General features: G+C 66.5%; 19 protein-coding genes. 13 read left to right on the forward strand and 6 right to left on the reverse strand.

Annotated features, from left to right (window positions below; genetic code table 11):
* Positions 1 to 5: 5 nt before the first annotated feature.
* From ACG3SL_RS15080 to ACG3SL_RS15095, 4 genes are read left to right on the forward strand one after another with little or no spacing between them, the layout of a single operon-like run.
* Positions 6 to 947 carry a TauD/TfdA dioxygenase family protein gene (locus ACG3SL_RS15080; protein WP_448662000.1) on the forward strand — a complete coding sequence of 314 codons (942 nt, stop codon included), beginning with the start codon at positions 6 to 8 and terminating at the stop codon, positions 945 to 947.
* Positions 944 to 1,918, forward strand: a complete 975-nt coding sequence (locus tag ACG3SL_RS15085; protein ID WP_448662001.1) for an aliphatic sulfonate ABC transporter substrate-binding protein — start codon at positions 944 to 946, stop codon at positions 1,916 to 1,918. Before ACG3SL_RS15080 ends, ACG3SL_RS15085 begins: the two co-directional genes overlap by 4 nt.
* Positions 1,915 to 2,694: an ABC transporter permease subunit gene (locus ACG3SL_RS15090; RefSeq protein ID WP_448662002.1), complete on the forward strand. Its 780-nt coding sequence runs from the start codon at positions 1,915 to 1,917 to the stop codon at positions 2,692 to 2,694. The genes ACG3SL_RS15085 and ACG3SL_RS15090 overlap by 4 nt, the downstream gene beginning before the upstream one ends.
* Before the next feature lie 3 nt (positions 2,695 to 2,697).
* A complete protein-coding gene (locus ACG3SL_RS15095; RefSeq protein WP_448662003.1) occupies positions 2,698 to 3,453 on the forward strand; it encodes an ABC transporter ATP-binding protein in 756 nt (251 codons plus the stop codon).
* A gap of 7 nt (positions 3,454 to 3,460) precedes the next feature.
* Here ACG3SL_RS15095 and ssuD read toward each other — a convergent pair whose 3' ends face one another.
* On the reverse strand, positions 3,461 to 4,672 hold the full coding sequence (gene ssuD / locus ACG3SL_RS15100; protein WP_448662004.1) for an FMNH2-dependent alkanesulfonate monooxygenase: 1,212 nt from the start codon (positions 4,670 to 4,672) through the stop codon (positions 3,461 to 3,463).
* Between the two features lie 77 nt (positions 4,673 to 4,749).
* Positions 4,750 to 5,193: an RrF2 family transcriptional regulator gene (locus tag ACG3SL_RS15105; protein WP_448665140.1), complete on the reverse strand. Its 444-nt coding sequence runs from the start codon at positions 5,191 to 5,193 to the stop codon at positions 4,750 to 4,752.
* 350 nt (positions 5,194 to 5,543) lie between these two features.
* Here ACG3SL_RS15105 and ACG3SL_RS15110 point away from each other — a divergent pair, with 350 nt between their 5' ends.
* From ACG3SL_RS15110 to ACG3SL_RS15125, 4 genes are all read left to right on the forward strand, one after another.
* On the forward strand, positions 5,544 to 7,814 hold the full coding sequence (locus tag ACG3SL_RS15110; RefSeq protein ID WP_448662005.1) for a TonB-dependent receptor: 2,271 nt from the start codon (positions 5,544 to 5,546) through the stop codon (positions 7,812 to 7,814).
* Positions 7,815 to 8,059: 245 nt separating this feature from the next.
* Entirely contained in the window at positions 8,060 to 8,839 is a 780-nt protein-coding gene (locus ACG3SL_RS15115; RefSeq protein WP_448662006.1) for an SDR family oxidoreductase, read from the forward strand.
* 150 nt (positions 8,840 to 8,989) lie between these two features.
* A complete protein-coding gene (locus ACG3SL_RS15120) occupies positions 8,990 to 10,051 on the forward strand; it encodes a DUF1176 domain-containing protein (protein WP_448662007.1) in 1,062 nt (353 codons plus the stop codon).
* A 54-nt stretch (positions 10,052 to 10,105) separates the two neighbouring features.
* Positions 10,106 to 10,990 (forward strand): hypothetical protein, encoded by an 885-nt coding sequence (locus ACG3SL_RS15125; RefSeq protein WP_448662008.1) that lies wholly within the window; start codon positions 10,106 to 10,108, stop codon positions 10,988 to 10,990.
* Positions 10,991 to 11,492: 502 nt separating this feature from the next.
* Here the strand turns inward: ACG3SL_RS15125 and ACG3SL_RS15130 are convergent.
* Positions 11,493 to 13,175 carry a M61 family metallopeptidase gene (locus tag ACG3SL_RS15130; RefSeq protein ID WP_448662009.1) on the reverse strand — a complete coding sequence of 561 codons (1,683 nt, stop codon included), beginning with the start codon at positions 13,173 to 13,175 and terminating at the stop codon, positions 11,493 to 11,495.
* A 159-nt stretch (positions 13,176 to 13,334) separates the two neighbouring features.
* On the reverse strand, positions 13,335 to 13,808 hold the full coding sequence (locus tag ACG3SL_RS15135; protein ID WP_183998663.1) for an Lrp/AsnC family transcriptional regulator: 474 nt from the start codon (positions 13,806 to 13,808) through the stop codon (positions 13,335 to 13,337).
* Between the two features lie 131 nt (positions 13,809 to 13,939).
* Here ACG3SL_RS15135 and ACG3SL_RS15140 point away from each other — a divergent pair, with 131 nt between their 5' ends.
* Genes ACG3SL_RS15140 through ACG3SL_RS15150 form a run of 3 tightly spaced genes read left to right on the forward strand, consistent with a single transcriptional unit; the run spans position 13,940 to position 17,677 of the window.
* Positions 13,940 to 14,893 carry an ornithine cyclodeaminase family protein gene (locus tag ACG3SL_RS15140; RefSeq protein WP_448662010.1) on the forward strand — a complete coding sequence of 318 codons (954 nt, stop codon included), beginning with the start codon at positions 13,940 to 13,942 and terminating at the stop codon, positions 14,891 to 14,893.
* Positions 14,893 to 16,968: an amidohydrolase family protein gene (locus ACG3SL_RS15145; protein WP_448662011.1), complete on the forward strand. Its 2,076-nt coding sequence runs from the start codon at positions 14,893 to 14,895 to the stop codon at positions 16,966 to 16,968. Before ACG3SL_RS15140 ends, ACG3SL_RS15145 begins: the two co-directional genes overlap by 1 nt.
* 46 nt (positions 16,969 to 17,014) lie before the next feature.
* A complete protein-coding gene (locus ACG3SL_RS15150; protein WP_448662012.1) occupies positions 17,015 to 17,677 on the forward strand; it encodes a hypothetical protein in 663 nt (220 codons plus the stop codon).
* 1 nt (position 17,678) lies between these two features.
* Here the strand turns inward: ACG3SL_RS15150 and ACG3SL_RS15155 are convergent, their stop codons facing one another.
* Both ACG3SL_RS15155 and ACG3SL_RS15160 read right to left on the reverse strand, forming a co-directional pair.
* A complete protein-coding gene (locus ACG3SL_RS15155) occupies positions 17,679 to 19,190 on the reverse strand; it encodes a S10 family serine carboxypeptidase-like protein (protein WP_448662013.1) in 1,512 nt (503 codons plus the stop codon).
* A 12-nt stretch (positions 19,191 to 19,202) separates the two neighbouring features.
* Positions 19,203 to 20,435, reverse strand: coding sequence for an aminotransferase class V-fold PLP-dependent enzyme (locus ACG3SL_RS15160; protein ID WP_448662014.1), 1,233 nt, complete (start codon positions 20,433 to 20,435; stop codon positions 19,203 to 19,205).
* A 305-nt stretch (positions 20,436 to 20,740) separates the two neighbouring features.
* On the opposite strand from ACG3SL_RS15160, the gene ACG3SL_RS15165 reads away from it, so the two are divergent.
* Together ACG3SL_RS15165 and ACG3SL_RS15170 are read left to right on the forward strand one after the other, a co-directional pair.
* The gene (locus ACG3SL_RS15165; RefSeq protein ID WP_448662015.1) at positions 20,741 to 22,162 is read left to right on the forward strand and encodes a S10 family serine carboxypeptidase-like protein; all 1,422 of its coding nucleotides are present in this window, start codon (positions 20,741 to 20,743) and stop codon (positions 22,160 to 22,162) included.
* Between the two features lie 160 nt (positions 22,163 to 22,322).
* On the forward strand, positions 22,323 to 25,373 hold the full coding sequence (locus tag ACG3SL_RS15170; protein WP_448662016.1) for a TonB-dependent receptor domain-containing protein: 3,051 nt from the start codon (positions 22,323 to 22,325) through the stop codon (positions 25,371 to 25,373).
* Positions 25,374 to 25,385 lie beyond the last annotated feature (12 nt).

Below are 25,385 nucleotides of genomic sequence, written 5' to 3' on the forward strand. Positions count from 1 at the left end.
CTGCGATGACCGTAGCTTCCACCACCAGCGCCTATCTGAACGCGCCCGACCCCGAAATCCCGCTCGACATCGTTCCCGTCGGCGGGCGGCTGGGCGCCGAAGTACGCGGCCTGCGGCTGTCCGCAGACCTGCCCGCCGAAACGCTCGCCGCCGTCCGGGCCGCGCTGGTGCGTCACAAGGTCTTGTTCTTCCGCGACCAGCGGCACCTCGACGATGCCGGACAGGAAGCCTTTGGCCGCGCCTTCGGCACGCCGTTCGAGCATCCCACGGTGCCGTCGCGCGGCAATTTCCTGTTCGAACTGGACTCGCACCATGGCGCGCGGGCGAACCACTGGCACACCGACATCACCTTCGTGCCCGGCTATCCCTTCGCCTCGATCCTGCGCGCGGTGACGATCCCGCCGGCGGGCGGCGATACCGTATGGGCGAACACCGTCACCGCGTATGACGACTTGCCGGAGCCGCTGCGCCGCCTCGCCGACGGGCTGCGCGCGATCCACACCAACGCCTATGACTATGCCGCCGAACGGCCCAATGCGACCGAGGAGCAGCGCAAACTGTTCGCCGCGATCTTTGCGCGGGTGGTGTACGAGACCGAGCACCCCGTGGTTCGCGTCCATCCCGAAAGCGGCGAGCGGACGCTGCTGCTCGGCGGCTTCGTCAAGCAGTTCGTCGGGCTCCCGCCGCAGGATTCGCGCGCGCTGTATGACCGGCTGCAAAGCTATGTCACTCGGCTGGAGAACACCGTCCGCTGGCGCTGGAGCGAAGGCGACGTGGCGATCTGGGACAATCGCGCGACTCAGCATTATGCGATTGACGATTATGGCGACCAGCACCGCGTCGTGCGCCGCGTGACGCTGGCCGGCGAGGTGGCGATCGGCGTCGATGGCCAGCCGAGCCGGTTGCTCAAACCCGAACCTGACGCGCTGCTGGAGGCGGCCGAATGATCACGCGGCGTCAATCGATCGCCCTGCTGGGCGGCACCGCCGCTAGCCTCGCCCTTGCCGGCTGCGCGGAAAAGCCGGCGCGCAAGGATATCGTCTTCGCCACCCAGAAGAACGGCGTGCCCTTCCTTGCGGAGACGCGGGGCGACTTCGCCCGCCGGCTGGAGAAACGCGGCATCGGCCCGGTCAAATGGGTCGAGTTCGCCTCAGGCCCGCCGCTGATCGAGGCGATCCGGGCCGGGGCGGTCGATATCGGCCTGGTCGGCGACACCCCCGTTGCCTATGCTCAGGCGGCAGGCACCGATCTCTATTACGTCGCCGCGCAGAGCTTTCCCGGACTGGTCGGCAGCGGCCTGCTGGTGCCGGCCAAGTCGGGCGTCCGCTCGCTGGCGGAGCTGAAGGGAAAGCGGATTGCCTATACCAAGGGGTCGGCTGCGGAATTCGCGCTGGCCGCCGGGCTGAAGCAACTGGGGCTGGGTCTGGGCGACATCTCGGTCGCCAATCTCGCCCCCGGCGATGCCCAGACCGCGCTGGCCAACGGATCGGTCGATGCCTGGGTGATCTGGGACCCGTTCTTCACGCTGGCCCAGCTGCGCGGCGGCGCGCGCGAAGTGCCGTTGCCGGCCTCCGGCATCAATACGACCGCCTTCTACATCGCCTCGGGCGATCTGGTGCTCAACCGCGCCGACGCGCTGCGCGCCACGCTCGACGAATTGCGCGCCGAAGCCGGGTGGGGCAACGCCAATCGCCTCTATTATCGCGACCAGCTCGCCAAGGCGACGCGGCTGCCGCCGCAGGTGCTCGATGGGATGCTGGCGCGGTACCAGGACTTCCTGTTCGCCGTCGATCCGGTCACGCCCGACATCATCGCCAACCAGCAGAAGGTTTCGGACTATCTGTTCGAGGCCGGCGTCCTGCCGAAAAAGATCGACGCCTCGAAGGCCGCCTGGACCGACTGGAAGCCCGCCGCATGACGCGCGCCGCCGGCTGGAAGGACAGCGCGCTCGTGCCCGCGCTGGTCCCGGTCACGCTGCTCGCCGCGTGGCAGCTTGCCTCGACCACGGGGCTGCTGCCGTCGCAGATCCTGCCGGCGCCCACCGCCGTAGTGAAGGCGGGCGCCGAACTCACCGCCGATGGCGAGCTGATCCATCATTTGGCAGTGAGCACTGCGCGCGCGCTCACCGGGCTGGTCCTGGGCGGGTCGATCAGCTTCGCGCTGGGGCTGCTCACCGGCCTCTCGCCCTTTGCACGGCGGCTGCTCGATCCGACGCTCCAGATGGTCCGCACCATCCCGCATCTGGCGCTACTGCCGCTGGTGATTCTGTGGTTCGGAATCGGCGAACAGGCAAAGATCCTGCTCGTCGCCTGGGGCATCTTCTTCCCGATCTACCTCAACACCTATCACGGGGTGGTCTCGGTCGATCCGCAGCTGATCGAAATGGGCCGCGTCTATGGCATGAGCCGGTGGACGCTGTTTCGCCGGGTGATCTTTCCCGGCGCGCTGCCGTCGATCCTGGTCGGGCTGCGCTTCGGGCTGGGCATCATGTGGCTGACGCTGATCGTGGCCGAGACGATCGCGGCCAATTCGGGCATCGGCTATATGGCGATCCAGGCCCGCGAGTTCAGCCAGACCGACATCATCGTGCTGGCGATCTTCGTCTATGCCGCGCTCGGCAAGCTCGCCGACAGCCTCACGCGCGGCCTCGAACACCGGCTGCTCCGCTGGAATCCCGCTTATGCAAAGGCTTGAGCCATGAACCTCCCTGCCCTCCGCCTCGTCGAACGGAACGACCGCACGACCAGCGGCGCGCCCGTGGTGGTCCGCGATCTCTCGGTCGCGTTCGGCGCCAACCAGGTGCTCGACCGCCTCAGCCTGTCGATCGCGCCGGGCGAGTTCGTCGCGATCGTCGGTCGCTCGGGCTGTGGCAAGAGCACCTTGCTGCGCGCGATCCTGGGGCTGGCGCCGATCGGCGGCGGCGAGATCCAGGTCGACCGCCCCGCCGCCCGGCTGGTCTTTCAGGAGCCGCGGCTGCTCCCCTGGGCAACGGTGCGGGCCAATGTCGCGGTGGGCGCGCACGCTGCGCACGATGCGGCCGAGCGTGACCGGCTGATCGACGCCCGCCTCGCCGAAGTGGGCCTTGCCGACAAGGCGGAACACTGGCCGGCCGCGCTTTCCGGCGGCCAGCGCCAGCGCGTCGCCCTCGCCCGCGCGCTGCTCAGCCGGCCGACGCTGCTGGCGCTCGACGAACCGCTGGGCGCGCTCGACGCGCTCACCCGGATCGAGATGCAGACGCTCATCGAAACCGTGTGGGCGCACGAAGGCTTTTCCGCGCTGCTCGTGACCCACGATGTGGCCGAGGCGGTCGCGCTGGCGGATCGCGTCGTGGTGATGGAGGCCGGGCGGATCGCGCTCGACCTGACGATCCCCGTGCCCCGCCCGCGCCGCCACGGCGACGCCGCGCTGGCGGCGCTGGAGGGGCGGATCCTCGACCGGCTGCTGGGCCGCTAGATCCGCCTCAGGTGACCCGGCCGGCAAAGGCGGGCGGCGGCGTGCCCGCGCCCGTAGCGAACTGAAGGTCGTCCGCCGTGAACAACGGCCGCAGCGGCGGCAGCGTGGGCGTGCGGCGATGCGGCAGGTTGAGCCTGGGGAACAGCAGTTCCGCCACGCGATAGGCTTCCTCAAGATGCGGGTAGCCCGAACCGATGATCGTATCGATGCCGATATCGGCATATTCCTGCAGCCGCTCTGCCACCGTCTCGGGATCGCCGACCAGCGCGGTGCCCGCGCCGGTACGCACCAGCCCGATGCCCGCCCACAGGTTCGGCGCGATCTCCAGATTGGCGCGGCTCCCGCCGTGCAGCGCCTGCATCCGCGACTGGCCGACCGAATCGCTGCCCTTGGTGAGGTACGACTGGAACAGCGCAATCTGATCGTCGGTGACATGGCGGATCAGGTCGTTCGCCGCGTCCCACGCCTCGCCTTCCGTTTCGCGGACGATGAAATGGATGCGCAACCCGAAGCGGATGGTGCGGCCACGCCTGGCGGCGCGCGCGCGCACATCGTCGATCACTGCCTTCAACTGCGACGGCGGCTCGCCCCAGGCGAGATAGACGTCGACATGCTCGGCGGCGATCTCGCGCGCGATCTCGGACGATCCGCCGAACCAGATCGGCGCATGCGGTTCCTGGACGAACGGGAAGATCAGCCGCCCGCCCTCGATACCCAGATACTCGCCCCTCTGGCTGACGGTCTCGCCGCGCGCGAGCTTGCGCCAGATGTCGAGGAACTCGGCGGTCTGCGCATAGCGCTGGGCATGGTCGAGAAAAATGCCGTCCTGCGCCAGCGCGCGCGGGCTGCCGCCGGTAACGACGTTGAGCAGCGCGCGTCCGTTCGACAGCCGGTCGAGCGCCGCCGCCTGGCGTACCGCCTCGGCCGGCGCGGTCAGCCCCGGACGCAGGGCGACCAGCAGCTTGAGGTTTTCGGTGAAGGGCGCGATCGACGCGGCGGTGATCCAGGCATCGGCACACATCGCGCCGGTCGGCATCAGCACGCCGTAATAGCCCAGCCTGTCCGCCGCCACTGCCACCTGTCGCAGATAATCGGGGTCGGGCGCACGCTCTCCCTCCGGCCAGGCGAGCCGGCGATTGTCGCCACCGGAGGGAATGAACCAGAGGAAATTCAGCGGGCTGCGTTCAGCCACATCCTTCGATTCGACGGCACCCGACATGACATGCTCCTGCTGCGTCGCGACATCCTCGCCGCAAGGCAATCAAGCGTGCCGACCTCTTTGGCGGCAAAGCAGGTTTAATTGTCTACCATATAAGTGGAGTTTATCCCGTCGGGGACCGGGTTGGCGAGCGTCACCATGTCGAGGATGCGCGCGGTCTCGTCTCGGACGTGGAGCATGAGATGGTGGAGGCGGCAGTCCTTCTCGGCGATGCAATTGTCGCACCGCGCATAACTGAACCGACTGGCACAGGGGACCAGCGCCAGCGGGCCATGGGTCATGCGCACCAGATCGCCGATGCGGATCTCCGCAGGCGGTTTCGCAAGCAGATAGCCGCCGTCGCGACCGCGCTGCGACTGAACCAGCCCTTCGCGGTTCATTTCGGACAGGATGACGGTCAGGAACTTGGCGGGAATATTCTGCGCCGCGACGATCTCGCTCAGGGGCACCGGGCCCTCTCCATAGCGATCCGCAAGGTGCTGGAGCGCGCGGATCGTGTAGCGGGTCTTCTGCGACAGCATCGTGACCCTATGCGCGAGCACGGCATTGGTTTCAATCAGTCCGATGCCTGCCTCCAATCGCACCGAGGAAAGAGGATGTGCGAAGGCGGCCCTTCAGAAGTCGATCGCGGTGCTGGCCGGGCGGCGCCTCTGCCGACCTGACCGTCGGCTACCGCGCCGGGGCGGCCTGGACTTTACCCCGGTCGCCGGCTGACGGTGACCACGTTCAAGGCTGGAGACGGATGGGTCCTCGTCCTGCGGTCACGAGCCCGGTTAAGCTGCGGACAACAGATGCATCGTCGCGCCCCTTTGCAATTGACGTTATATCATATCATCCGTACGGCCCCGCCCTCATCAAATTTGGGGGTATGATGCGTTCTCACGTCACTATCGCGATTTCCAGCGTTGCCGCGCTCGCCTGGGGAGGCACTGCCTTCGCCCAGTCCAACCAGGCCGGCACCGAGGGGAAACGGGACATCGTCGTCACCGGCATCCGGGACGACGTTCCCGCCGCAGCCGATCTCGCCACCGCTGCCACGTCGGTTCTCGACGGCACCGAACTGGAGCAACAGCGCGCCGCCTCGCTGGGCGAAACGCTTGATCGGCTGCCCGGCGTCCAGAACAGCTATTACGGGCCGCTCGCCGGTCGCCCGGAAATCCGCGGTCAGGCGGGTAATCGCGTCGCGCTGCTCACCAACGGGCTGCCGACACAGGATCTGTCGGGCATCACGGGCGATCATGCCGCGCCCCTGGAGCCATTTCTGGCCGATCGGATCATCGTGCAAAAGGGGAGCGCCGCGGTACTCTATGGCGGCAACGCAATCGGCGGCGCAGTGAATGTGGAGGACGGTCGTATTCCGACCACGCTACCGGCACGCCCGCTCACCGGCCGCGCGCAATTGAGCACCGGGGACAATAGCGGCGTTACGGCGATGGGGCGACTGGATGGCGCGCTGGGCGAATTCGCCTGGCATGTCGACGGTCTGTACCGCCACGCCTCCGATCTCACCATCGCGGGGCAAAGCAAGGCGTCGCAATGCCGCGACTGGAAAAGCCTGGTCGGCAACACCGGCCTGCGTGCCACGTGCCAGGTAAGCCTGGGAAGCATCACCTGGGTACGCGATCCGGCCACCGGGAAATGGGTGGATGGCACCGCGCCGGCAAACCAGAAGATCACCGATCTCGCCCCCGGACAGGACGGCACGCTGGACAATAGCGGTTTCACGACAGCCGTAGCCAACGCCGGGCTGAGCTATATCGGGACGGGCGGCTTCCTCGGCGTCAGCGCGGGCTACTACAATGCCGCCTATGGCGTGCCGGGCTTTCGCTATGTCACGCCGCAACACCGGACGCCCTCGCCCATCGACATTCGCGCCGAGCAATTCCGCATCGATCTGAAAGGGGGCGTCTATAACCCTCTGCCGGGAATCGACGCAGTGACCCTGCGTGCGGCGTCGTCGCACGACATCGAACGCGAACGCATCGACGGCAACGATATGAGCCGTTTCAATATCGACGCCGACACTGCCCGACTGGAAATAACCCACCACGCGCTGGGGCCGCTGCACGGCGTGTTCGGGGGCGAAATCACCGATCGCCGTTTCCACACCACCAGCCCCACGGCATATCTGCCCAGCATCGACACCAGCGAGAAAGCGGTGTTCCTGCTCGAACAAGTCGCGATCGGCCCGTTCACGCTCAATGCCGGCGGGCGGCATGACTGGATCGACCATGACCTGGACGAGACCAGCGTGCGCGCCGGGCGCGGCCTCGGTGTCAGCTACGCCCGCGATCGCCGCTTCCGGCTTTGGAATGCGTCGGCATCCCTGCGAGCGGACCTGACCGGCTGGCTGCACCTGGACGGACGCTATGCCCATGGCGAACGCGCGCCCGCCGTCAACGAACTCTACGCCAATGGCAATCACTTCGCGACGCTGACCGAAGAGCAAGGCGACGGGCGCCTGCGCAAGGAACGCTCGGAGAATTTCGAGCTTGGCGGCGGCGTCGATTTCGGCTGGGCCAGCCTGACCGCGACCGGCTATCGCGTGCGCTACAAGGACTTCATCTATCTGGGCAACACGGGTGTCTCGAGGACGCTGTCGGTTGGTGAATGGCGCCAGGGCGATACCAATTTCGACGGGGTCGAGGGCCAGGCGATGTTGCGCCTTCCGGAATTCGGTTTCGGTCAGGTGACGCTGCACGCCATCGCCGATCACGTGCTGGGCAAGCCGGTGTTCACGCTGCCCGGCGGCTATAGTCCGTTCGCTTCCGGGGCGACGCGCCAATGGGACGCGGAATATTACCGGCAGGCGCTGGATGGCAAATACCTGCCCCGCACGCCCGTGTCGCGATACGGTGGCGATGTGCAACTCACCACGGGCGGCTGGCGGTTCGCGGCCGGCGCGATCTACTATGCCGGGCAGGAACGCGTCGCCAAGAACGAGGCCGTTTCGCCCGGATATTGGATGGCCGATGCGCATGCCGCCTATGCCTTTGGTGGCGCGACGAGCGCAAAGTGGGAGGCCTTTGTCGACGTGACCAACCTGACGGACAGCGACGCACGCCCGCACAACAGCTTCCTGCGCTATCGGGCACCAGTGATCGGGCGCGCTGTCGCGGCCGGCGTCCGCACCTGGTTCTGATATGGAATGCCCGGTCGTGTGCGACACGGCCGGGCATCCAGCGACGGGGCGCCGCCACTCCGCCGCCGGGGCGGCACAGGCCGCGCACGAGCAGGCGTCCGTTTTCGGAATTGCGGCCAGCCGATTGATGCCGTAGCAACGGCATGTTCTCGGGAGTCTTTCGAAATGATCCAGCGTAACCGCTAAAGCGGCAAGGCATTCGCCAGCGGAGCAATCCGCCGACCAGACTCTGTCTCGAGTACTTTATGCAAAGACTGAACAATAAGACGTGCGTCGTCACCGGCGCCGCGCGTGGAATCGGCCGCGCGATCGCGACCCGCTTTCATGACGAAGGCGCCGTTGTTATTCTCACCGACATTGACCAAGCGACCGGATCGGCAGCGGCAGCCGAAATTGGGTGTGCGTTCATACCGCTCGATGTGCGCGAGGAAGCCGACTGGAGACGGTTGGCCGGCATTGTTCCGGTGGCGGACGTTGTGGTCAACAATGCCGGCGTGACCGGGTTCGAAGCGGGCATGGTGCCCCACGATCCGGAACATGCCAGCCTCGCGGATTGGCGCGCGGTGCACCGCGTCAATCTTGACGGAACGTTCCTCGGCTGTCGCTATGCGATCGGCGCTATGAAAAGTGCGGGGACAGGCTCGATCATCAACATATCCTCTCGATCGGGACTGGTCGGCATACCCGGCGCTGCGGCCTATGCCTCGTCCAAGGCGGCGATCCGCAACCACAGCAAAACGGTTGCGCTGTACTGCGCGCAGCAGGGGTGGAAGATACGCTGCAACTCGATCCACCCGGCTGCGATTCTCACGCCGATCTGGGAACCGATGCTGGGCAACGGCCCCGATCGGGATGCAAAGATGCAGGCGCTCGTTGCAGATACACCCTTGAAGCGGTTCGGGATGCCTGATGAAGTCGCGGCCATCGTCGCAACGCTCGCTTCGGACGAAGCGACCTATGTAACCGGGACGGAAATAAACATCGACGGCGGGCTACTGGCTGGCTCTGCCGCGTCACCCGGCTGACAGCGGCGGGCGTGGTCGATCGGCCCCTTTTATGAGGGTACGGCCAAGTGACCGGACGGATTACACTCGGCGTCCTTTTCCGGTTCACGGAAGAGGATCGAAGCGCTTCGGAGTGCGTTTGAAAGCGTGCCCTTTGGAAGGCGAGCGACATTGACCAAAGCCCGTTGCGCAGGATCGACTCTCCTTCTCGTAGCGACGGCATTCTTTTCTGTCGGAGCGTCGCCGCCGGTCCAGACCATCCAGTCCTATGACACCTACGGTTCCTGGTTCGTCGCGTGCGACAACACACTAAGCTGCGTCGTAAAGGGCTTTCGCGACAGCTATCAGGGCGCGGAGATCAGGATCGAGCGCGATGCCGGCCCAAGCGGATCTTTGATCGCTTCGATCCGCGCCGCGCATCCATTCGCGCTGGCGGACATCCGCGTCGACGGGCAGCCGGCTGGCCTCGCGGGGCCGGCTTGGAAAATCGAGGTTTCCGATGACGAGACCATGGCTACGACCGACGATCTGCTGGCGATACGCGCTCTCGTCCTGACGCTGCGCAACGCTTCTGAAGTCACCCTCGGCGAAGACCAAGCGGTGCCGCTGGATGGTTTCGCCGCGGCCCTTCTGCGCCTCGACGATCGGCAGCAGCGCGTCGGCGGGGTGACCGCGCTGCTCCGGACGGGCGCGAAGCCGGCATCGCTGGTTCCCGATCCGCCTGCGCTGCCGAGGGTTCCCCATCGTCCGGTCAAGGCGCGCCTGGCCGCCGGCGAGGAGCAACGGCTGATCCAGGCGGTCCGGGCGAACCAGGGTGCTCTTTTCGAAAAGGAAGGGTGCGGTGAGACACCGCAGATGCCGGAAGCGCACGCGCTCGACGACACGCAGGCGCTTGTTCTGATTCCCTGCATCATGGGGGCATATCAGGGTTCCTCGCTTGCCTTCGTCGCGCCCCGGCGCGAGGGCACGAGCCGCCGTTTGATTCCGCCGACGCCTTACCTCGGCAACGCGTCCGACCCTTTCGAAGCTGCTTATTTCACCGAGGGGGCCTTCGACCCGGAGACCGGTACGCTCAGCATGGCCGCCAAGGGCCGGGGTCTTGCCGATTGCGGCGTGTCGGCAAGCTGGGTCTGGGACGGGGCATCGTTCCAGCTCTCGGAAATGAGCCTGCAGCAATCCTGTGGCGGGATCGCGCCGGGAGATTGGCCGACAGTGTTTCGTTCGATGCGTTAGCGGCGACACCTTCTATTCGCAGCACGCCGCAGGCTATCGATAAGGGGACTGGAATTGTCGCGCGAACTGTCTGGCATATTGCTCGCCGCCACATGGGTATTGGCTGCGGCGCCCGCTGCCGCTGCCCCCTGGTGGTATGTCGGTCGAGGCGAGGATCGCGTCCTGTTCATCGACGCCGATACGATCGAGCGCGAAGGCCCGGTCGTCCGCTTCGCTGCGAAAGAGATAATCCGGCAGCCCGGCAATCCGATCGCAAGAATCGTGCGCTTCATGGAGGCCGATTGCGAAAGACGTCGGCTGGGCTGGGGTGGCGTGCAGCGGTTCGGATATGACGAGAGCGTGATCGATACCTCCACGCGCGCCAGCGTCGAGATGGCGGAGGCGACCGATGCGCTCGCCCGATCGGAGCTGGACTTTGTGTGTTCCAGGCCAGCCGCCCGCCACGCGGCCGGATACTTCCCGCTCATGATCGACGATGTAGCCCTCACAGAGGCACTACTCGCGCAGAGCAATCGCGCAATGCCGCCCATCGCGCTGCACGAGCGGATGTCAAAGGACAAGTCCGTACCGGTCATCCGCTCTTCCGCGCCGGACCCCGCGACCTTTGGGCAGGTGCAGACCGTGAAGTTGGGCCAGCCGATGATACCGCCCCGCGACTACGCCAAGGGCACTGCGGTTCCAGACCCCGCCGCTTATGATCCGATCGAAGTGGGCCGCATCTATGACATCGCCTATCAGGGAATACGGAGTGGCGAGATGCGGTTCGAGATTCGCGGCTATTCGATCGACGACTTGCTGCATCCCGGCTCTGGCCAGATCGACACAGCCCGCTTGGGCGCCAGAACGTTCACCATCCGCGACGTCGCGATCACCGTCATAAAGGTATCGCCTGACGCGATCACTTACACCGCCGCCATCGCGAAGAACTCGGCTCCTTAGCACCGCGCGCTTATCGGCGCCTGCACCTTCGGCCTATGCGGAGGCACAAAGCTCTCATCGATATCGCTTTCCGGCGCAAGGCATGCAACAGGAGCCACGGCGTGAATACGCAGACCGGATCTTCGCGGACTATTTTCAATTCTAGCTGCAGGATGCGGGTGAGCGGCCGAACCCACCCGAAGACGGGACCACGTCGCCGTCATCCCACCGCAGAAAAACTTTGGCTCTGGGGCGGTAGGAAATCCGTGGCCCCTTCCTGCCCCCTACAGGCTCTTTTCCCGATCAGCTGCTCGGCGCAATCTTGCCCCGAAGCGCTCCGCCAACTCGTGGCGCCACCGTTTCACTTCGCCTTTCCAATAGCCGAAAAGCGGGCACAACTGGGCCGCATGCCGTCGGCCTACCTCCAGTGCCTACCCGGCCAGAGCTGCCATCCAGCTATCGGCGACGGCGCCAGCGTCGCCAAAAAACAGCCAGAAGCCTCAATCGGTATCTAGCCCGGTGCTCAGCGCACCGGCACGCGCTCCCACTGCCAGGCGTCCACCGTCTCCCCGCGAGGCAGATACCGAATCGACAGCGTCTCAGACCCGCGCCGCACTTCCAGCGTGAGCAGGCGCGTCTGGTCCCCTTGCAGCCCGTCCTGCGAGAACGTGTTGAGGATTTCATCGCCATTCCGCAGCCCCGCCTTCTCCGCCTCGGAACCGGCGATCAGCCCCTTGACCAGCTTCGGCCTGACGGTAAGCGACGCCGGATCGAAGCCGAGGTCAAAGCGGCGCAGCTTGCGCGACACGCGACGGAAGCCCGGGCCGAACGCATCGGAGGGCGGCGTGACGGTACCGCCAGCCAACATCGCGTCGAGATCCGCGCCTCCCTTCGTCCCCAGTTCCGCCTTGAGCAGAGAGCGCCACAGCGCCTCATCCATAGGCTTTCCGGCCTGGCGGGTCGCCAGCATCGTCCGCACCATGTCATCGAGGCTGCGCCTGCCGCCCGAAACCCTGCGTACCGCTGCATCCACGGCGGCAAAATAGAGCGAACCGCGATCGTAGGGCAGCACGCGGATGCGCGTGTCCTTCCAGAAGCCAGCCGGAATCTCGGCGTTCGGCACGTTGATCTTGATGTTCGTGTAATAGCGTGCGGCGGTCTCGTTGAGGTCGGCCAGGAATTCGTCCGCCGTAATCATGCCGGCGCGATAAGGCAGCATGCGCTGATAGTGCACCGCCAGTCCCTCTCCGAACCAGGATCGATCGAGTCCGCCGGCGGCGTCCATCGACTCGTCGAGCGAACGGACCCAGCTGTGCAGCATCTCGTGCGCGAGCAGTGATTTGAGGTCGTCGGGCTTTGACGTGTCGTTGAAAGTGAAGGCAAAGCTGTCGGTCAGACCGATGCCGCTACCCGGATTGCGGAGATTGGTGCGCCCGAACACGCCGAAGCTGGGCGGCATATAGCCGAAGAACGCGCCATAGAAGCGGTGGAGGTCGCCCGCCCAGTGCATCAACGGGGCCATCTCGAACGGCGGTGTGCCCTGCCACGCGGCGAAAAAGCCGTCGCCGCGCGCCTGGAATACGCCGGGTTTGCCGGCCATGTAATAGACCGACGACAGGCGAGAGGGAGTCAGCGGCTCGCTGCTTGTGACGTCGCCAATCCCGAAGCTGGAGACACCGATCCCGCCCGCGCCATAGGCGGCAAAGTCCCACTGCACCTTCGCGCGCCGGGCGATCTCGTCGGCGGGGAGGATCACGAACGCATTGGCGGCGGCCGAGAAGCCATCCTTCTCGGTCCGCATCTCATATTGCGGCAGGGCGAGCGGCGGCGCGGCTGCATCGATCGGCACGCGGTAGCGGATGGTCACCGCGCCATCGATAGCGCGTGGCGCCTGCCAGATTCGGGTACGGTTCGAACCGTCTTCCTCGACATCCCTGACCGTTGCTGTGACCTTGCCGGCCGCATCGGTGATCGCAAGGGCCTGCAGGTCCTTGCCGCTGGTGACTACGGTGTTGGCGACCAGCGGGAGCTTGAACAGGTCTTCCCCGGCCTTGCGGCGCATGCCCTGCGTGACCACGGTCACATCGACATAGGGAATGTTGTGCGCGGCATCGGGCGCGGAGGGCGCGATGGTAATCGACAGCTCCGGCACCGGGTCGGCGGCTTCCCGGCTGCTTGCCGAAACCGGCACCAGAGCAATTGCCATTGCAAGGACAGTGTTTCGGGCAGGCCTGGTCATATATTCTCCTCCGGTGCCCATAGTATCGACCGGAGCCGCAAAAATTTCTGCGTTCTCCCGCCGCCAGACCGTCCTCGCACATGATTTATGCGGGGCCGGCGCCCCGTCCGGCCGATTGTCGCGCTGTCAGCGCGATGGAAGGGGTAGCCGGTGGCTGCACTTCATCTCGGAGAGCGTCGCGACCGATCGGATGTCCTCGACACCAGGCAGGCGCAACAGCGTGCGGAACGTGAAATTCTGATACCAGGCCATGCTCGGCGCCAACACCTTCAGCATCACGTCCATTTCGCCGAACAGCGTATAGGCTTCGGTGATCTCGGGGATTTCCTCCACCGCCCGCATGAAGCGCTCGCGCCCCTCATCGCTCAGCCGGCCCATCTTGAGCTGGGCGAAGATGTACATGCTCTCGCCGAACTTCTCGCGGTCGAGGATCGCCACCTGCGCCTTGATATAGCCTTCCTCGCGCAGCCGCTGGATCCGGCGCCAGCACGGCGATTGCGAAAGCCCTACCCGCTCGGCGATCTCGCTGGAGGACTCGGAAGCGTCGATCTGCAACCGCTCCAGAATCTTGATGTCCATCCGGTCCAGATTGTCCGCCATATTTATGCGTCCTCGCACTGCAAATTGGATCACCTTTGCGCGAAATCTAGATTGCCGTCCAATGACAGGCAAGCATTTGCAGGCCAGCCAACTTATTCTGCCTTTGCAGTTTGCGACGGGAGGCAAGGCGAATGAAACGCGAGCAGCTGGCGATCTTCGACGGCCAGTATGTGCGCGATCACCTGACCTATCCCGATTGTATCCGCGTCGTTCGCGATGCGATGGAGGCGCTGTCCGCGGGCACCACGCGCCAGCTCCTCCGCACGATGATCCCCCTGGGCTCGGGTCGCACCTTTGCCCAAATGCCCGGAGCGCTCGGCGAGCGAGAGATGTTCGGCGCAAAGATGATAAGCGTCTTCGCCGATCCCCGCTCGCCGAGCCTCCGCCGGCATCGCGGCGTCGTGCTGCTGTTCGAACCCGACAATGGCGAGCCGGTCGCGATCGCCGATGCCGAGGAGATTACCCATATCCGCACTGCGGCGGCCACGGCGGTCGCCACCGATGCACTCGCCCGCAAGGATGCCCGCACGCTGCTGATTATCGGCACCGGCGGCCAGGCCCGCACCCATTTGCACGCACTGCCGCTGGTCCGCGACTTCGACCGCGTGTGGATCTGGGGCCGTTCGCTCGACAAGGCGGCTGCGCTTGCGGCGGAGTTCGCATCGATCGGCGCCGAGGCGGCCTCCGACCTTGAAGCGGCCACTGGCGAGGCGGACGTGATCTGCACGCTCACCACTTCGGCCGAGCCAGTGATCCTGGGCGCGTGGCTGCGCTCCGGGACGCACGTCAACCTGGTCGGATCGAGCGGCCCCGGACCGGTCGAGGCCGACCATGCGCTTGTCGCAATGAGCCGCTATGTAGCGGACAGCCGCGCCTCCGCGCTCGACGCCGCCGCCGAGTTTTTGGCGGCAAAGGCAGCCGGCATCGTCGCGGATGATCATATCGTCGCCGAAATCGGGGAAGTGCTGCTCGGCACCGCGCCGGGACGGCGGACCGACAAGGAGATCACCGTCTACAAATCGCTGGGCCATGCCGTTCAGGACCTGGCGGTCGCCGCCCATCTCTATCGGAGTTCGCGTAGCTGATGTTTCCCACCGTGCTGCGGTCTGCCCTGCTCGCCTCGTCCCTGCTCCTTACCCCGCCCGCCCTTGCCCAGCAGGAGCGGCTGAGCGTGATCGCCAATGGCGAGAAGGTCGGGTTCGTCGATGCAGACCAGCAGGGCAGCGCCGTCACGATCCGGTATGACGTGAAGAATAACGGTCGTGGTCCGACCATGGCGGAGACGATCACGCTCGGCGCGGATGGCCTGCCGGTACGCTGGGCGCTCGACGGCACGTCCACCTTTGGCGGCGCGGTGCAGGAACGCTTCGCCCGCGACGGTGCCACCGCGCGCTGGACCGATTCGATGGGCGAGCGCAGCGCCCCGGTTTCCGGCACCGGCCTGTATATCGGGCAGAACGCCAGCCCCTGGGCGCTCGGACTCTATGCCCGGGTGCTGCTCAAACGCCCGGACGGCACGCTGCCGGCATTGCCGGGCGGACAGCTCCGCATCGAGACGCTGGGGCCCGCCAGGATCGGCACCGCCACCTACCAGGCCTATGCGATCAGCGGGATCGACCTGTCGCCCGAGATGATCCTGCTCGACGACCGGCAGCGGCTGTTCGCGGTGCTCGACACCGGCGGCGCGGTTGTGCGCGAGGGCCATGAAACGGACGTTCCGGCGCTGGCGAAGTTGGCGACCGAGCTGACCGCGAAGCGCTACGCCGCACTCCAGCAGCGCTTCGCCCATCGGATCGACGCGCCGGTGCGCATCCGCAACGTCCGGGTCTTCGATCCCGTCTCGGGCACCCTGGGGGCACCGGTCTCGGTCCTGTTCGCCGAGGGGCGGATCACCGGCATCCAGCCGCTGGACGCGCCCGCATCGCCGGGCGAAGCGACGATCGAGGGCAATGGCGGCACGCTGCTGCCCGGCCTGCACGACATGCATGCGCATATCGGGCTGGAATCGGCGATGCTCTACCTCGCCGCCGGCGTCACGTCGGTGCGCGACATGGGGAACGACAACAGCTTCCTGCCGGAGCTTATCCGGCGGATCGACGCCGGCGAGGTCGCCGGGCCGCGCGTCGTGCCGAACGGCTTCCTGGAGGGCCGCAGCCCCTATTCGGCGCGGCTGGGCGTCGTCGCCGACAGCGAGCGCGCGGCGCTCGACGCGGTGCGCTGGTATGCCGCGCGCGGCTATTGGCAGGTCAAGATTTACAACAGCATGAACCCCGCCTGGGTGCCCGCCATCGCCAAGGAGGCGCACCGGCTGGGCATGGGCGTGACCGGGCATATCCCCGCCTTCACCAACGCCGATGCGATGATCGCGGCGGGCTATGACGAAGTCACGCATATCAACCAGCTGATGCTCGGCTGGGTGCTCGATCCCAGCGAGGATACCCGCACCCCCCTGCGGCTGACGGCGATGCGCCGCACCGCCACGCTCGACCTTGCCTCGCCAAACGTGACGCGGACGATCGACGCGATGGTCGCCGGCCATGTCGCCCATGATCCCACCGCCGTGACGCTCGAACTGCTGATGCTGAGCCGCAACGGCACGCCCAGCCCCTCGGTCGCCGGCTATATCGATCACCTGCCCATCGGCCTCCAGCGCCGCCGCCGCCAGGCGATCGCGCCGATCGCCGGGCGGGAGGATGCCGCCGCTTATGACGGGGCGATGGTCAAGGTGAAGCAACTGCTCAAGCTGCTCCACGATCGCGGCGTCACGCTGCTCCCGGGCACCGACGACCAGACCGGCCTCTCGGTCCACCGCGAGCTGGAAATCTATGGCGAGGCAGGCATTCCGATCCCGGAGGTGCTGCGCCTCGGCACGCTGGCGCCCGAGCGCTACATGGGCCGCGACCAGGAACTGGGCTCGATCGCCCGTGGCAAGCGCGCCGATTTCCTGCTGCTTCCCGGTGACCCCACCAGGGACCTGCGCGAACTGCATCGCATCGCGATGGTGGTGAAGGACGGGACAATCTACTTCCCGTCGGAAATCTATCCCGCCTTCGGGGTGAAGCCGTTTGCGGACGCGCCCAGGATCACGCACCCGGCGGCGACGGCCAGGGCAGCAGGTAGCGCCCCGGCGCATGACGTCGCGGACGAATTCCTGTTCTGAGCGCAGCGGCTTGACGGCTCGGGCGCGGAGTGATCGAACCGCCATCGTGAGCACCGATTCCCCCGAACCCGAAAAGCCCGCCGACCAGAACACCGAGGCGCGCGCCGCCGAGGCTGCCGCGATCCGCCGCCGCTGGATCACGCTGGGCGAAGTGCTGGGGGTGGTCGCCGTCCTGATCTCGGCGCTGACCTTGTGGAACAACTGGAGCGAACGCAGCGACAGCAAGGCTGCGGAGAGCGCGAGCGCCGAGCGCGCGTCGGCCCGCGCCGCCACGCTGGTGCTGATCGCGGCCGATTCCGGAGAGCGCGTGCTGGCGCTCAAGCCCACCTCCGCCGACCAGACCGTGCAGAGCCAGAGGATCGCCTTCCCCTCGCCGCTGGGCATCGCTGCGGTCGAGACCACCGGCGAGCCGCGGATCGACGTGAAATGGTTCGACGAACCCCTGAAAAAGGCGCGCAACGCGGCCCGGCTGCCCGACAACAGCCGTGGCGACGAACGCCTGCCGGTGCTGGTCACCACGCAGTTCCTGGTCAATGGCGAACCGCATTCGGACAGCGCGCTGTACGATGTGGGCTACACTGTCTCGGGCAAGCTGCTCGCCGGCCACAGCGTCACGCTGCGCGGCATCTCCTTCGTCGCAGCCGCAAAGGACAAGAGCGCGGCGGCGAAGCTGGACGAACGCTGGAAGGCGAACTTCCCGACGAAGTAGGTCAGCGCTTTGCCGCGACCACCTGCGCGACAAACGCATGCAGGTCCGCGCTCAGCGCCGCCAGTCCGGCCTCGTCCTCGAACACCGAATGGCCCGCAGCATAGTGATGCGCCGAGACCCGGTCCATCGGCACGCCTGCCTGCTCCAGCGCGAACTGCCCCGCATAGACCGGCGTGGTGATGTCGTAATAGCCGCCGCCGGTTAAGCCGCGCAGGCTCGGCTTGGCGTCCATCGCGTCTTTCAGATAGGGCGCGAACGACATGGCGCGGTAGCTGCCACCATAGTCCTTGTCCCAGTTCCATTTGAAGTTGATGCCCAGGTTGAGGCTGCGATAAGGGCTGGGCAGCGCATAGCCCAGCTCGGTCTTGAGATAGGTCTCGATCAGCTGCGCCGAACTTGCGCCGAGCGTCATCGAGGGATCGTCGAACGGCGGGCGGAGATTGGACTCCGCGATCGCCCGGGTGACGCGGCCATCGAGCTGGCCGGTACGCAGCCCGTTGGCGGCAAGCAGGTTGAGCATGAAGTCGTAATTGTCGAGGCGAAGGTTCTTCTCCTCGAGCAGCGACACCGGCAGGCCGGTCAGCGCCGCCATGCGCTCGGCGACCTTGCGCTTTTCGGCGGGCGCCAGCGCCGAGCCCTTGAGCAGCGCAAGGGCATAGTCCTGCCGCGCAAAGTCGAGCGCCTCGGCATAAAGCTGGTCGACCGTCCTGCCGGCGCGGTCGATCGCCTGATGGTACCAGGCCACCGAAGCCAGGGTCGGCAGCTTGACCACGTCGGAGATCACCGGGCCGCTGCTGTCGCCGATCGCGAGCGAGAGCAGCGCCACCCCGTCCGGCAGCGCCTTCTTCGCCTTGGCCGTCTCGTGCAGCACCGCCAGCGCCCGCGCGGTGCCATAGCTTTCGCCGACCAGCACGACGGGCGAGCCCGCGCGGCCGTTCGCCGTCAGCCAGCGCTCGATCATCAGCGCGACGCCGCGCGCATCGCCGCCGACGCCCCAATAGCTGGAAGCATCCTGGCCCTTTACAGGCATGCTTGCGCCTGTTCCCACCGGATCGATGAACACCAGATCGGCGGCATCGAGCAGGCTGAAGCGATTGTCCTCCAGATGCGCCGCATCCCCCTTGCCAACGATCCGGCGCGGGCCCAGCGCCTGCATGTGCAGCGGCGAGGACGAAGCGCCCGGGCCGCCATTGAACACGAACAGCACGGGCCGCTTCGTGGCATCGCCCTTCCCCTCGGCGAGATAGCCATAGCTGACCGCCACCGCGACCGGCGCGCCGTCCGCCCCCGGCATCGGCAGCTCGGTGACGACCGCGCGATAGGCGAGCTTCTTGCCGCCAATCATCGCGACATGCTGTGTCGTCACCACCCGGTCGCTGGCAGCATCGCGCGCGACCATCGGCTCCATCGCCCGCAGGAAGGCCGGCGGCATCGGCGCATTGCCATCCTGTGCATGAACGGCGACGGGGCTGACGGCAGCGAGCAGCAGGGCGACAGACAAAGCAAGGCGCATCAACGGGGCCTTTCAGGAAATGCGGGGAAGCGCGGCGAGCAGCCGCTCGATATCGTCCATGTCGTTGAAAACGGACGGACAGACGCGGAAGCGGTTGCGCGATAGCGTAATCTGCACCTTCGCCACCTTCAGCGGATCGGAGAGCTTGGCATAGGCACCCTCCAGCGCGCAGGTGAGCAGCGGCGTGCGGCTGCCGGCGGGCGTGACGATCGTATAACCGCGCTCCGCCAGCCCCGTACGCAGCCGGGCCATCAGCGGCTGGCGATGCGCGGCGATGCGATCGACACCGAGCTTGAGGATATAATCGAGCGACCAGTCGAGCTGCGCAACGACGGTATGCGAATGGGTGCCGCCAGCGAACAGCCCCTCCATGTCGGGACGCGGCGCGACATCGGCGATCGCCTCGCCCGGCGGATCGAAGGGATAGACGTGCGGCGCGAACTTCGCGAGCTGGTAATAGCCATAGCGGGTGCGCTTGAGGCGGTCGCGAAGGTCGGCACGGGCGTAGAGGAAACCCAGCCCGAAATCGCCCATCAGCCATTTGTAGCTGGCGGTGGCGGCGAAATCGACGTTGCTGGCACGCACGTCGATCGGGATCGTGCCGGCGGCGTGGATGATGTCGGCATAGACCAGCGCGCCGCGCGCATGGGCGATCTCGCACACGCGCTTCAGGTCATGCTCGAAGCCATTGTAGGTCGAGACGAGCGACAGCGCGACCAGCCGCGTACCCGGGGTGATCGCCTTTTCCATCGCCTCGACCGAAATGCGATTGTCTGTGGGCTTCAACCAGGCGACGTCCACGCCCTGCTTTGCAAGTTCCTGATACAGATAAAAGGAGCCGAAGAAGTGCAGCGTATCGGTGACGATCCGCCCGCCTGCGCGCGGGAAATCGAGCGCTTCGATGACCAGCTGCTCCCCCGCCGTGGTGCTCTGGACGAAGGCGATCTCTTCGGGCGTGGCGTTGATGAGGCTGGCGAAGCTGGCTTTCACCCGCGTCTCGACCGCGTCGGTGGGATAATGGCCGTCGGTGGTGGCGCGTTGATCGAGATAGGCGCGCACCGCATCGCGGGCACCGAGCGCGATCGGGTGCATCGTTCCCGAATCCAGATAGGGGCCAGGCATGGGCGCGAAGCTCGCCTTGTCCGGCAGCGGTGTGGAGGCCCCGGCAGCAGAGGCAGCCTGCGCCGCCAGCGGTGTGGCGCCCGCCGCTGCCAGGATTTCGCGCCGTGTGACGCCCGATCGCATGCCCGCCCTTCCCTTGCTTGAAGTACCGACCAGCTTAGCGCCGAATGCGCGAATAGTTTTTGCCGATTTTCGGGCAAGATTGCAGCGAGGCCGATCGCGCGCTTTCGCTCAAAACCCATGGCTTGCGCATAAAAATTCCCCGTGCGTGTGGATAGGATGGATCGAACCTCTCTTCGTCATCCCCGCGAAGGCGGGGATCCATAGTCGCTGAAGACAGTGAGACACATTGCGGCCAGCCAGAATGGATCCCCGCCTTCGCGGGGATGACGGACGAAGAGAGGGGTTCGGCAAAGGGAGTGAAGCCGATGAAGGTTCGAGCACTATCTTGCGCGATGCTGCTCGCCGGCGGATCGCTGATGCCCACCGCTGCCACCGCCCGGACCTGCGCCGACGACGCGGTGGAGACGCAGCATAGTGCGCGGATCGGCGGCAAGACGCTGCGCTACATCGCCTGTGCGGGCACGCTGCCGGTGCGCAACCTGCGCGGCGAGTTGCGCGGGCGGATCTTCTACACTGCCTATCTGGTCCCCGCCGCCAGGCCGCGGCCGCTCACCTTCGTCTGGAACGGCGGCCCTGGCGCGGATTCGCGCACGCTCCAGTTCCACGCGGTCGGGCCACGTATCCTCAAACAGGGCAAGCTGGTCGACAACGAAGCGAGCCCGCTCGGGGTGAGCGATCTCGTGTTCGTCGATCCGGTCGGCACCGGGTTCAGCATGGCGGACGACCCCGCCCATGCGGCGGACTTTTACGGCACCAATGCAGACATCGCTTCGGTCGCCGGCTTCGTCACCGATTTCCGCGCCGCATATCGCCGCACCGGCTCGGCGCTTTACCTTGCCGGCGAGAGCTTCGGCACCTGGCGCGCCGCTGGCGTGGCGGAGCGGCTGATCGATGCGAAGGTGCCGGTGGCCGGCATCGCGCTGATCTCGGGCGGCATACCGCTGGGCGATCTGCCCGATCGCAACCGGCTGCGCGCGCTGTCGCTGGTGAACCGCACCGCCACCGCGCTTGCATTGGGGAAGCTCGCGCCCGAACTGCAGGCCGACCAGCCCCGCGCGCTGGCCGAAGCGCGCCGCTGGGCGGAGCACGTCTATGCCCCCGCGCTCGCTGCGCCCGACGCGCTGTCTGCGGCGGACCGTGCGCGCGTGATCGCGACGCTTGCCCGCTTCCAGGGGCTGGCCCCCGCGATAATAGACGCCAAGACTCTGTGGGTATCGCCCCGCGCTTTCCGCACCGGGCTGATCGCGGGCACTACGCTGGGCCTGTTCGACATGCGCAAGACCGGCGCGCCGGAAGACGAAAACGCCGAGGGCCGCGCGGTGCTCGACTATTATCGGACCGCGCTGAACTATCGCACCGGCAGCTATGCCGGGATCGATGCACCCGGGAGCGACGCCGGCAATCAGTGGCAGTATGATCAGGCGCCGATCACCCCTGAATCGCTGGCCCGTGCCCGGGCCGGCGAAGGGCCGCCCAGCCCCTCCCAGCCCTGGACGCTGCGGGCGCTGGAAAAGGCCCCGCGGCTGCGCGTCTGGGTGGCGACCGGCCTGTACGATTCGCTCAACAGCTGCGCCGGCAACGAAGCGGTGGCGGCCGCGCTGCCCGGGCACGTGTCGGCCCGCTTCACCCTGCGCTGCTACGCCGGCGGGCATATGATGTATGAGGATGCGCGCGAGACACTGGGTTTCGGCAAGGATCTCGCGGCGTTTCTGCAACGCCGAACATAAATCTTGCGCCCTTTTGCCCAACCATTGCGAATTTGTTTCATATTTTTCGCCTGCCGGCCCGGCTTCGGCAAAAAATTCCGCGCCGCCCGCCTATTCTGATGCCGATCCGGGAAAGAGCCGCACAGGCCACCGGAACGCATTTCAGGGAGCAAGGGGTAGCATGACGAACACACATACCCGCATCGCGCGCCGGCTGATGGCATCGACGGCACTGTTCACTGCCATTGCGGCGATGCCGGCACTGGCACAGCAGGCTGCGCCAGAGGACGCCAGCGCGAGCGAAGCCGGAGAGACGATCATCGTCACCGGTTCGCGCATCCGCCGCCCGGAATCGGATAATGCCGCGCCGGTCTCCGTCATCGGCCAGCAGGCGTTGATCGATCGCGGCTATACCAGCGCGGCCGACGCACTGAACGACCTGCCCTCCAACGTCCCCGTGCTAAACCAGGCGGACGGAACGGGCGAAGCCAGCGGATCGGGCATCCAGGCGCCGAACCTGTTCGGCCTCGGCGCCGGGCGCACGCTGACGCTGGTCAATGGCCGCCGGATGGTCACCAGCAGCTCGGGCATCGGCGATCCCGGTGGCGTGGGTGATGCGCAGGTCGATTCCAACATTATCCCGCTCGGCCTGCTCGAGCGCGTCGAAGTCTATCAGGGCGGCGGCGCCGCCGTGTACGGATCGGATGCGATCGCGGGGGTGGTCAACTATATCCTCAAGAGCGATTTCACCGGACTGGTGCTCGATGGGCAGACCGGCATCTCGGATCGCGGCGACTACGCCACCCACAGCCTGCGGGGCACCGCCGGTACCAACTTCGCCGGCGGGCGCGGCAATGTCGCGATCGACGTGGGCTGGTCCAAGTCGCCGATCCTGCGCTTCTCGGATCGACCGCTCTCCAATCTCGGTCGCCTGACCGTGAGCAATTCGGCCGACACCGGGCCGAGCGACGGCATCCCTTCTGTGAAGGAGATCTTCAACGCCGCCTTCTGGCCGTTCAACGGCAATGGTGTGATCTTCACGCGCCCGGCGCCGCCGCCCAACTTCCTGGCGCGCAACGCCAGCGGCAGCGCGCTGCAGTTCGATGCTGCGGGCAATGTCGTGCCGTACAACACGGGCACGATCCAGGGCATTCCTTTTGCCTCGGGGGGGGACGGCTTTGCCTATCAGGAGCTGGCCGGCCTGCGCACCGGCGTGGAACGCTACACCGCCAACCTGATCGGCCATTACGACCTGAGCGATCGCGTGAAGATCTCGACCGAGCTGCTGTTCGCGCGCACGCAAGGTAGCGAGATCCCACAGGGCAACAGCCGCACCACGCTGAACGCCGGCACCTATGCCGGGCCGATCGCCTTCACGATCAACAACGGCTTCCTGACCAGCCAGGCCAAGGCCGCGCTGAGCGCGATCTCGCCCAGCTTCGCCGGCGGGGCCCCGATGTACCTGTCGAAATACTTCTACGACCTCGTGCCGGACGCCACCCGCACCACCACCACGGATACCTATCGCGCGCTGCTGACGCTGGATGGCGACTTCGACGTCGGCGTGCGGAACTTCTACTGGTCGGTGTCCGGCAGCTATGGCCGGGTCGAGGGCAAGCAGCGCACCTGGGAAGTGATCAACAGCCGCTACAACAATGCGATCAACGCGGTGCTGAGCGGCGGCAAGGTCGTCTGCGCGATCAACGCCGATGCCATCACCACGAACGACGATGCGAGCTGCGCCCCGATCAATCCGTTCGGCCGCGGCAATGTGAGCCAGGCGGCACGCGACTATGTCAGCACCCGCGCGGGCATCGACTGGACCAACGAGCAGGTCGATCTGCTCGCCACGCTGGGCGGCTCGTTGTTCACTCTGCCGATGGGCGATGTCGCGTTCAGCACCGCGTATGAACATCGCGACGAGAAGGCGCGCTTCTCGCCGCTCGCCGCCAATGTGCAGGGCACCTTCGGCGATGGATCGACCCAGACCGCCCAGTCCGGCGGCTACAATACCGACGAGCTTTCGGCGGAACTGTCGATCCCGCTGGTCGGCAAGGACTTCACACTGCCGCTGGTCAACGCGCTCGAGCTGAAGGGGGCGTTCCGCTACGTCGACAATTCGCTCGCCGGTAGCGAGAATGTGTGGGACGTCGGGCTGCGCTGGGAAGTGACCAGCGGCCTGACGTTGCGCGGCTCGCGCAGCCGCAACTTCCGCGCGCCGACGCTGACTCAGCTGCTTGCGCCGACGTCGAGCGGCCTCGGCTCGGTGGGTTTCGACCCTTGCGATGCCGACCGGATCAACAGCGGCCCCAATCCTGCGGCGCGCCGGGCCAACTGCCTCGCCCTGTTCGCCGCGAATCCCGGCTATGGCGTCGACCCCGACGGCACCGGCGCGGGGCTGAGCGCGGCCCAGCGGCTCGCCCGTTTCCAGGATCCGGCCGAGAATTTCAGCATCGCGACGATCACCAGCGGTGGCAATCGCAGCCTGCGCAACGAAATCTCCGACACCCTGACCTATGGCTTTGTGTTCCAGCCGCGCTTCGTGCCCGGGCTGACGATCAGCGCCGACCGCGTCCAGATCGACCTGAAGGACGGGCTGTCGCCCTTCACGACCGAAGACTTCATGGCGGCCTGCTATGACGAAGCGAGCCCGGATGCCGCAGTGTGCAGCGCCTTCTCCCGCATCGCCAATCCGAACGCGACGGCGATCGGCGGCTCGGTTCTGACCGGCACCACCACCACGTTCAACGCCGGCGTGATCAAGTATCGCGGCGAGACCTACATGATCGACTATCGCTTCGCGCTGGCCGATGTGTTCGGGGGCGGCGATATTGGCAAGCTGGGGCTGCGGGCGGTGGCGACGCACAATGCGCTGCTGACGCGGTCGGTTACCGGCACCACCTTCACGCGGACCGACGATACCTATCTCAGCCCGAAATGGGTGGGGCAGTTCAACGCGGCGTACGACAATGGGCCGTTCAGGCTGACCTATCAGCTCGACTATCGCGGCCGCACCCGCTCGGCGGCGAACGCGACGATCGAGACGACGCCGACGCCGATGCTGGACGCGAACGTGGTCCACAGCATCTCGACGCAATATGATCTCGGCACCTTTGCGCTGCGCGCCGGCGTCGACAACCTCACCGACAAGGCACCGTCCTATCCGCAGATCGCCTATGGCGACATCCTCGGGCGGCGCTTCTTCGTCGGCGCGACCATCAAGCTCAAGTGACCCTCACGCCGC

The organism is Sphingomonas degradans, from assembly GCF_053502645.1.

What these genes read in the sequence shown, in the direction of transcription:
- ACG3SL_RS15080 (WP_448662000.1), top strand. Translation starts at nt 6, where the DNA reads ATGACCGTAGCTTCCACCACCAGCGCCTATCTGAACGCGCCCGACCCC.
- ACG3SL_RS15085 (WP_448662001.1), top strand. Translation starts at nt 944, where the DNA reads ATGATCACGCGGCGTCAATCGATCGCCCTGCTGGGCGGCACCGCCGCT.
- ACG3SL_RS15090 (WP_448662002.1), top strand. Translation starts at nt 1,915, where the DNA reads ATGACGCGCGCCGCCGGCTGGAAGGACAGCGCGCTCGTGCCCGCGCTG.
- ACG3SL_RS15095 (WP_448662003.1), top strand. Translation starts at nt 2,698, where the DNA reads ATGAACCTCCCTGCCCTCCGCCTCGTCGAACGGAACGACCGCACGACC.
- ssuD (WP_448662004.1), bottom strand. Translation starts at nt 4,672, where the DNA reads ATGTCGGGTGCCGTCGAATCGAAGGATGTGGCTGAACGCAGCCCGCTG.
- ACG3SL_RS15105 (WP_448665140.1), bottom strand. Translation starts at nt 5,193, where the DNA reads ATGCTGTCGCAGAAGACCCGCTACACGATCCGCGCGCTCCAGCACCTT.
- ACG3SL_RS15110 (WP_448662005.1), top strand. Translation starts at nt 5,544, where the DNA reads ATGCGTTCTCACGTCACTATCGCGATTTCCAGCGTTGCCGCGCTCGCC.
- ACG3SL_RS15115 (WP_448662006.1), top strand. Translation starts at nt 8,060, where the DNA reads ATGCAAAGACTGAACAATAAGACGTGCGTCGTCACCGGCGCCGCGCGT.
- ACG3SL_RS15130 (WP_448662009.1), bottom strand. Translation starts at nt 13,175, where the DNA reads ATGGCAATTGCTCTGGTGCCGGTTTCGGCAAGCAGCCGGGAAGCCGCC.
- ACG3SL_RS15135 (WP_183998663.1), bottom strand. Translation starts at nt 13,808, where the DNA reads ATGGCGGACAATCTGGACCGGATGGACATCAAGATTCTGGAGCGGTTG.
- ACG3SL_RS15140 (WP_448662010.1), top strand. Translation starts at nt 13,940, where the DNA reads ATGAAACGCGAGCAGCTGGCGATCTTCGACGGCCAGTATGTGCGCGAT.
- ACG3SL_RS15145 (WP_448662011.1), top strand. Translation starts at nt 14,893, where the DNA reads ATGTTTCCCACCGTGCTGCGGTCTGCCCTGCTCGCCTCGTCCCTGCTC.
- ACG3SL_RS15155 (WP_448662013.1), bottom strand. Translation starts at nt 19,190, where the DNA reads ATGCGCCTTGCTTTGTCTGTCGCCCTGCTGCTCGCTGCCGTCAGCCCC.
- ACG3SL_RS15160 (WP_448662014.1), bottom strand. Translation starts at nt 20,435, where the DNA reads ATGCGATCGGGCGTCACACGGCGCGAAATCCTGGCAGCGGCGGGCGCC.
- ACG3SL_RS15165 (WP_448662015.1), top strand. Translation starts at nt 20,741, where the DNA reads ATGAAGGTTCGAGCACTATCTTGCGCGATGCTGCTCGCCGGCGGATCG.
- ACG3SL_RS15170 (WP_448662016.1), top strand. Translation starts at nt 22,323, where the DNA reads ATGACGAACACACATACCCGCATCGCGCGCCGGCTGATGGCATCGACG.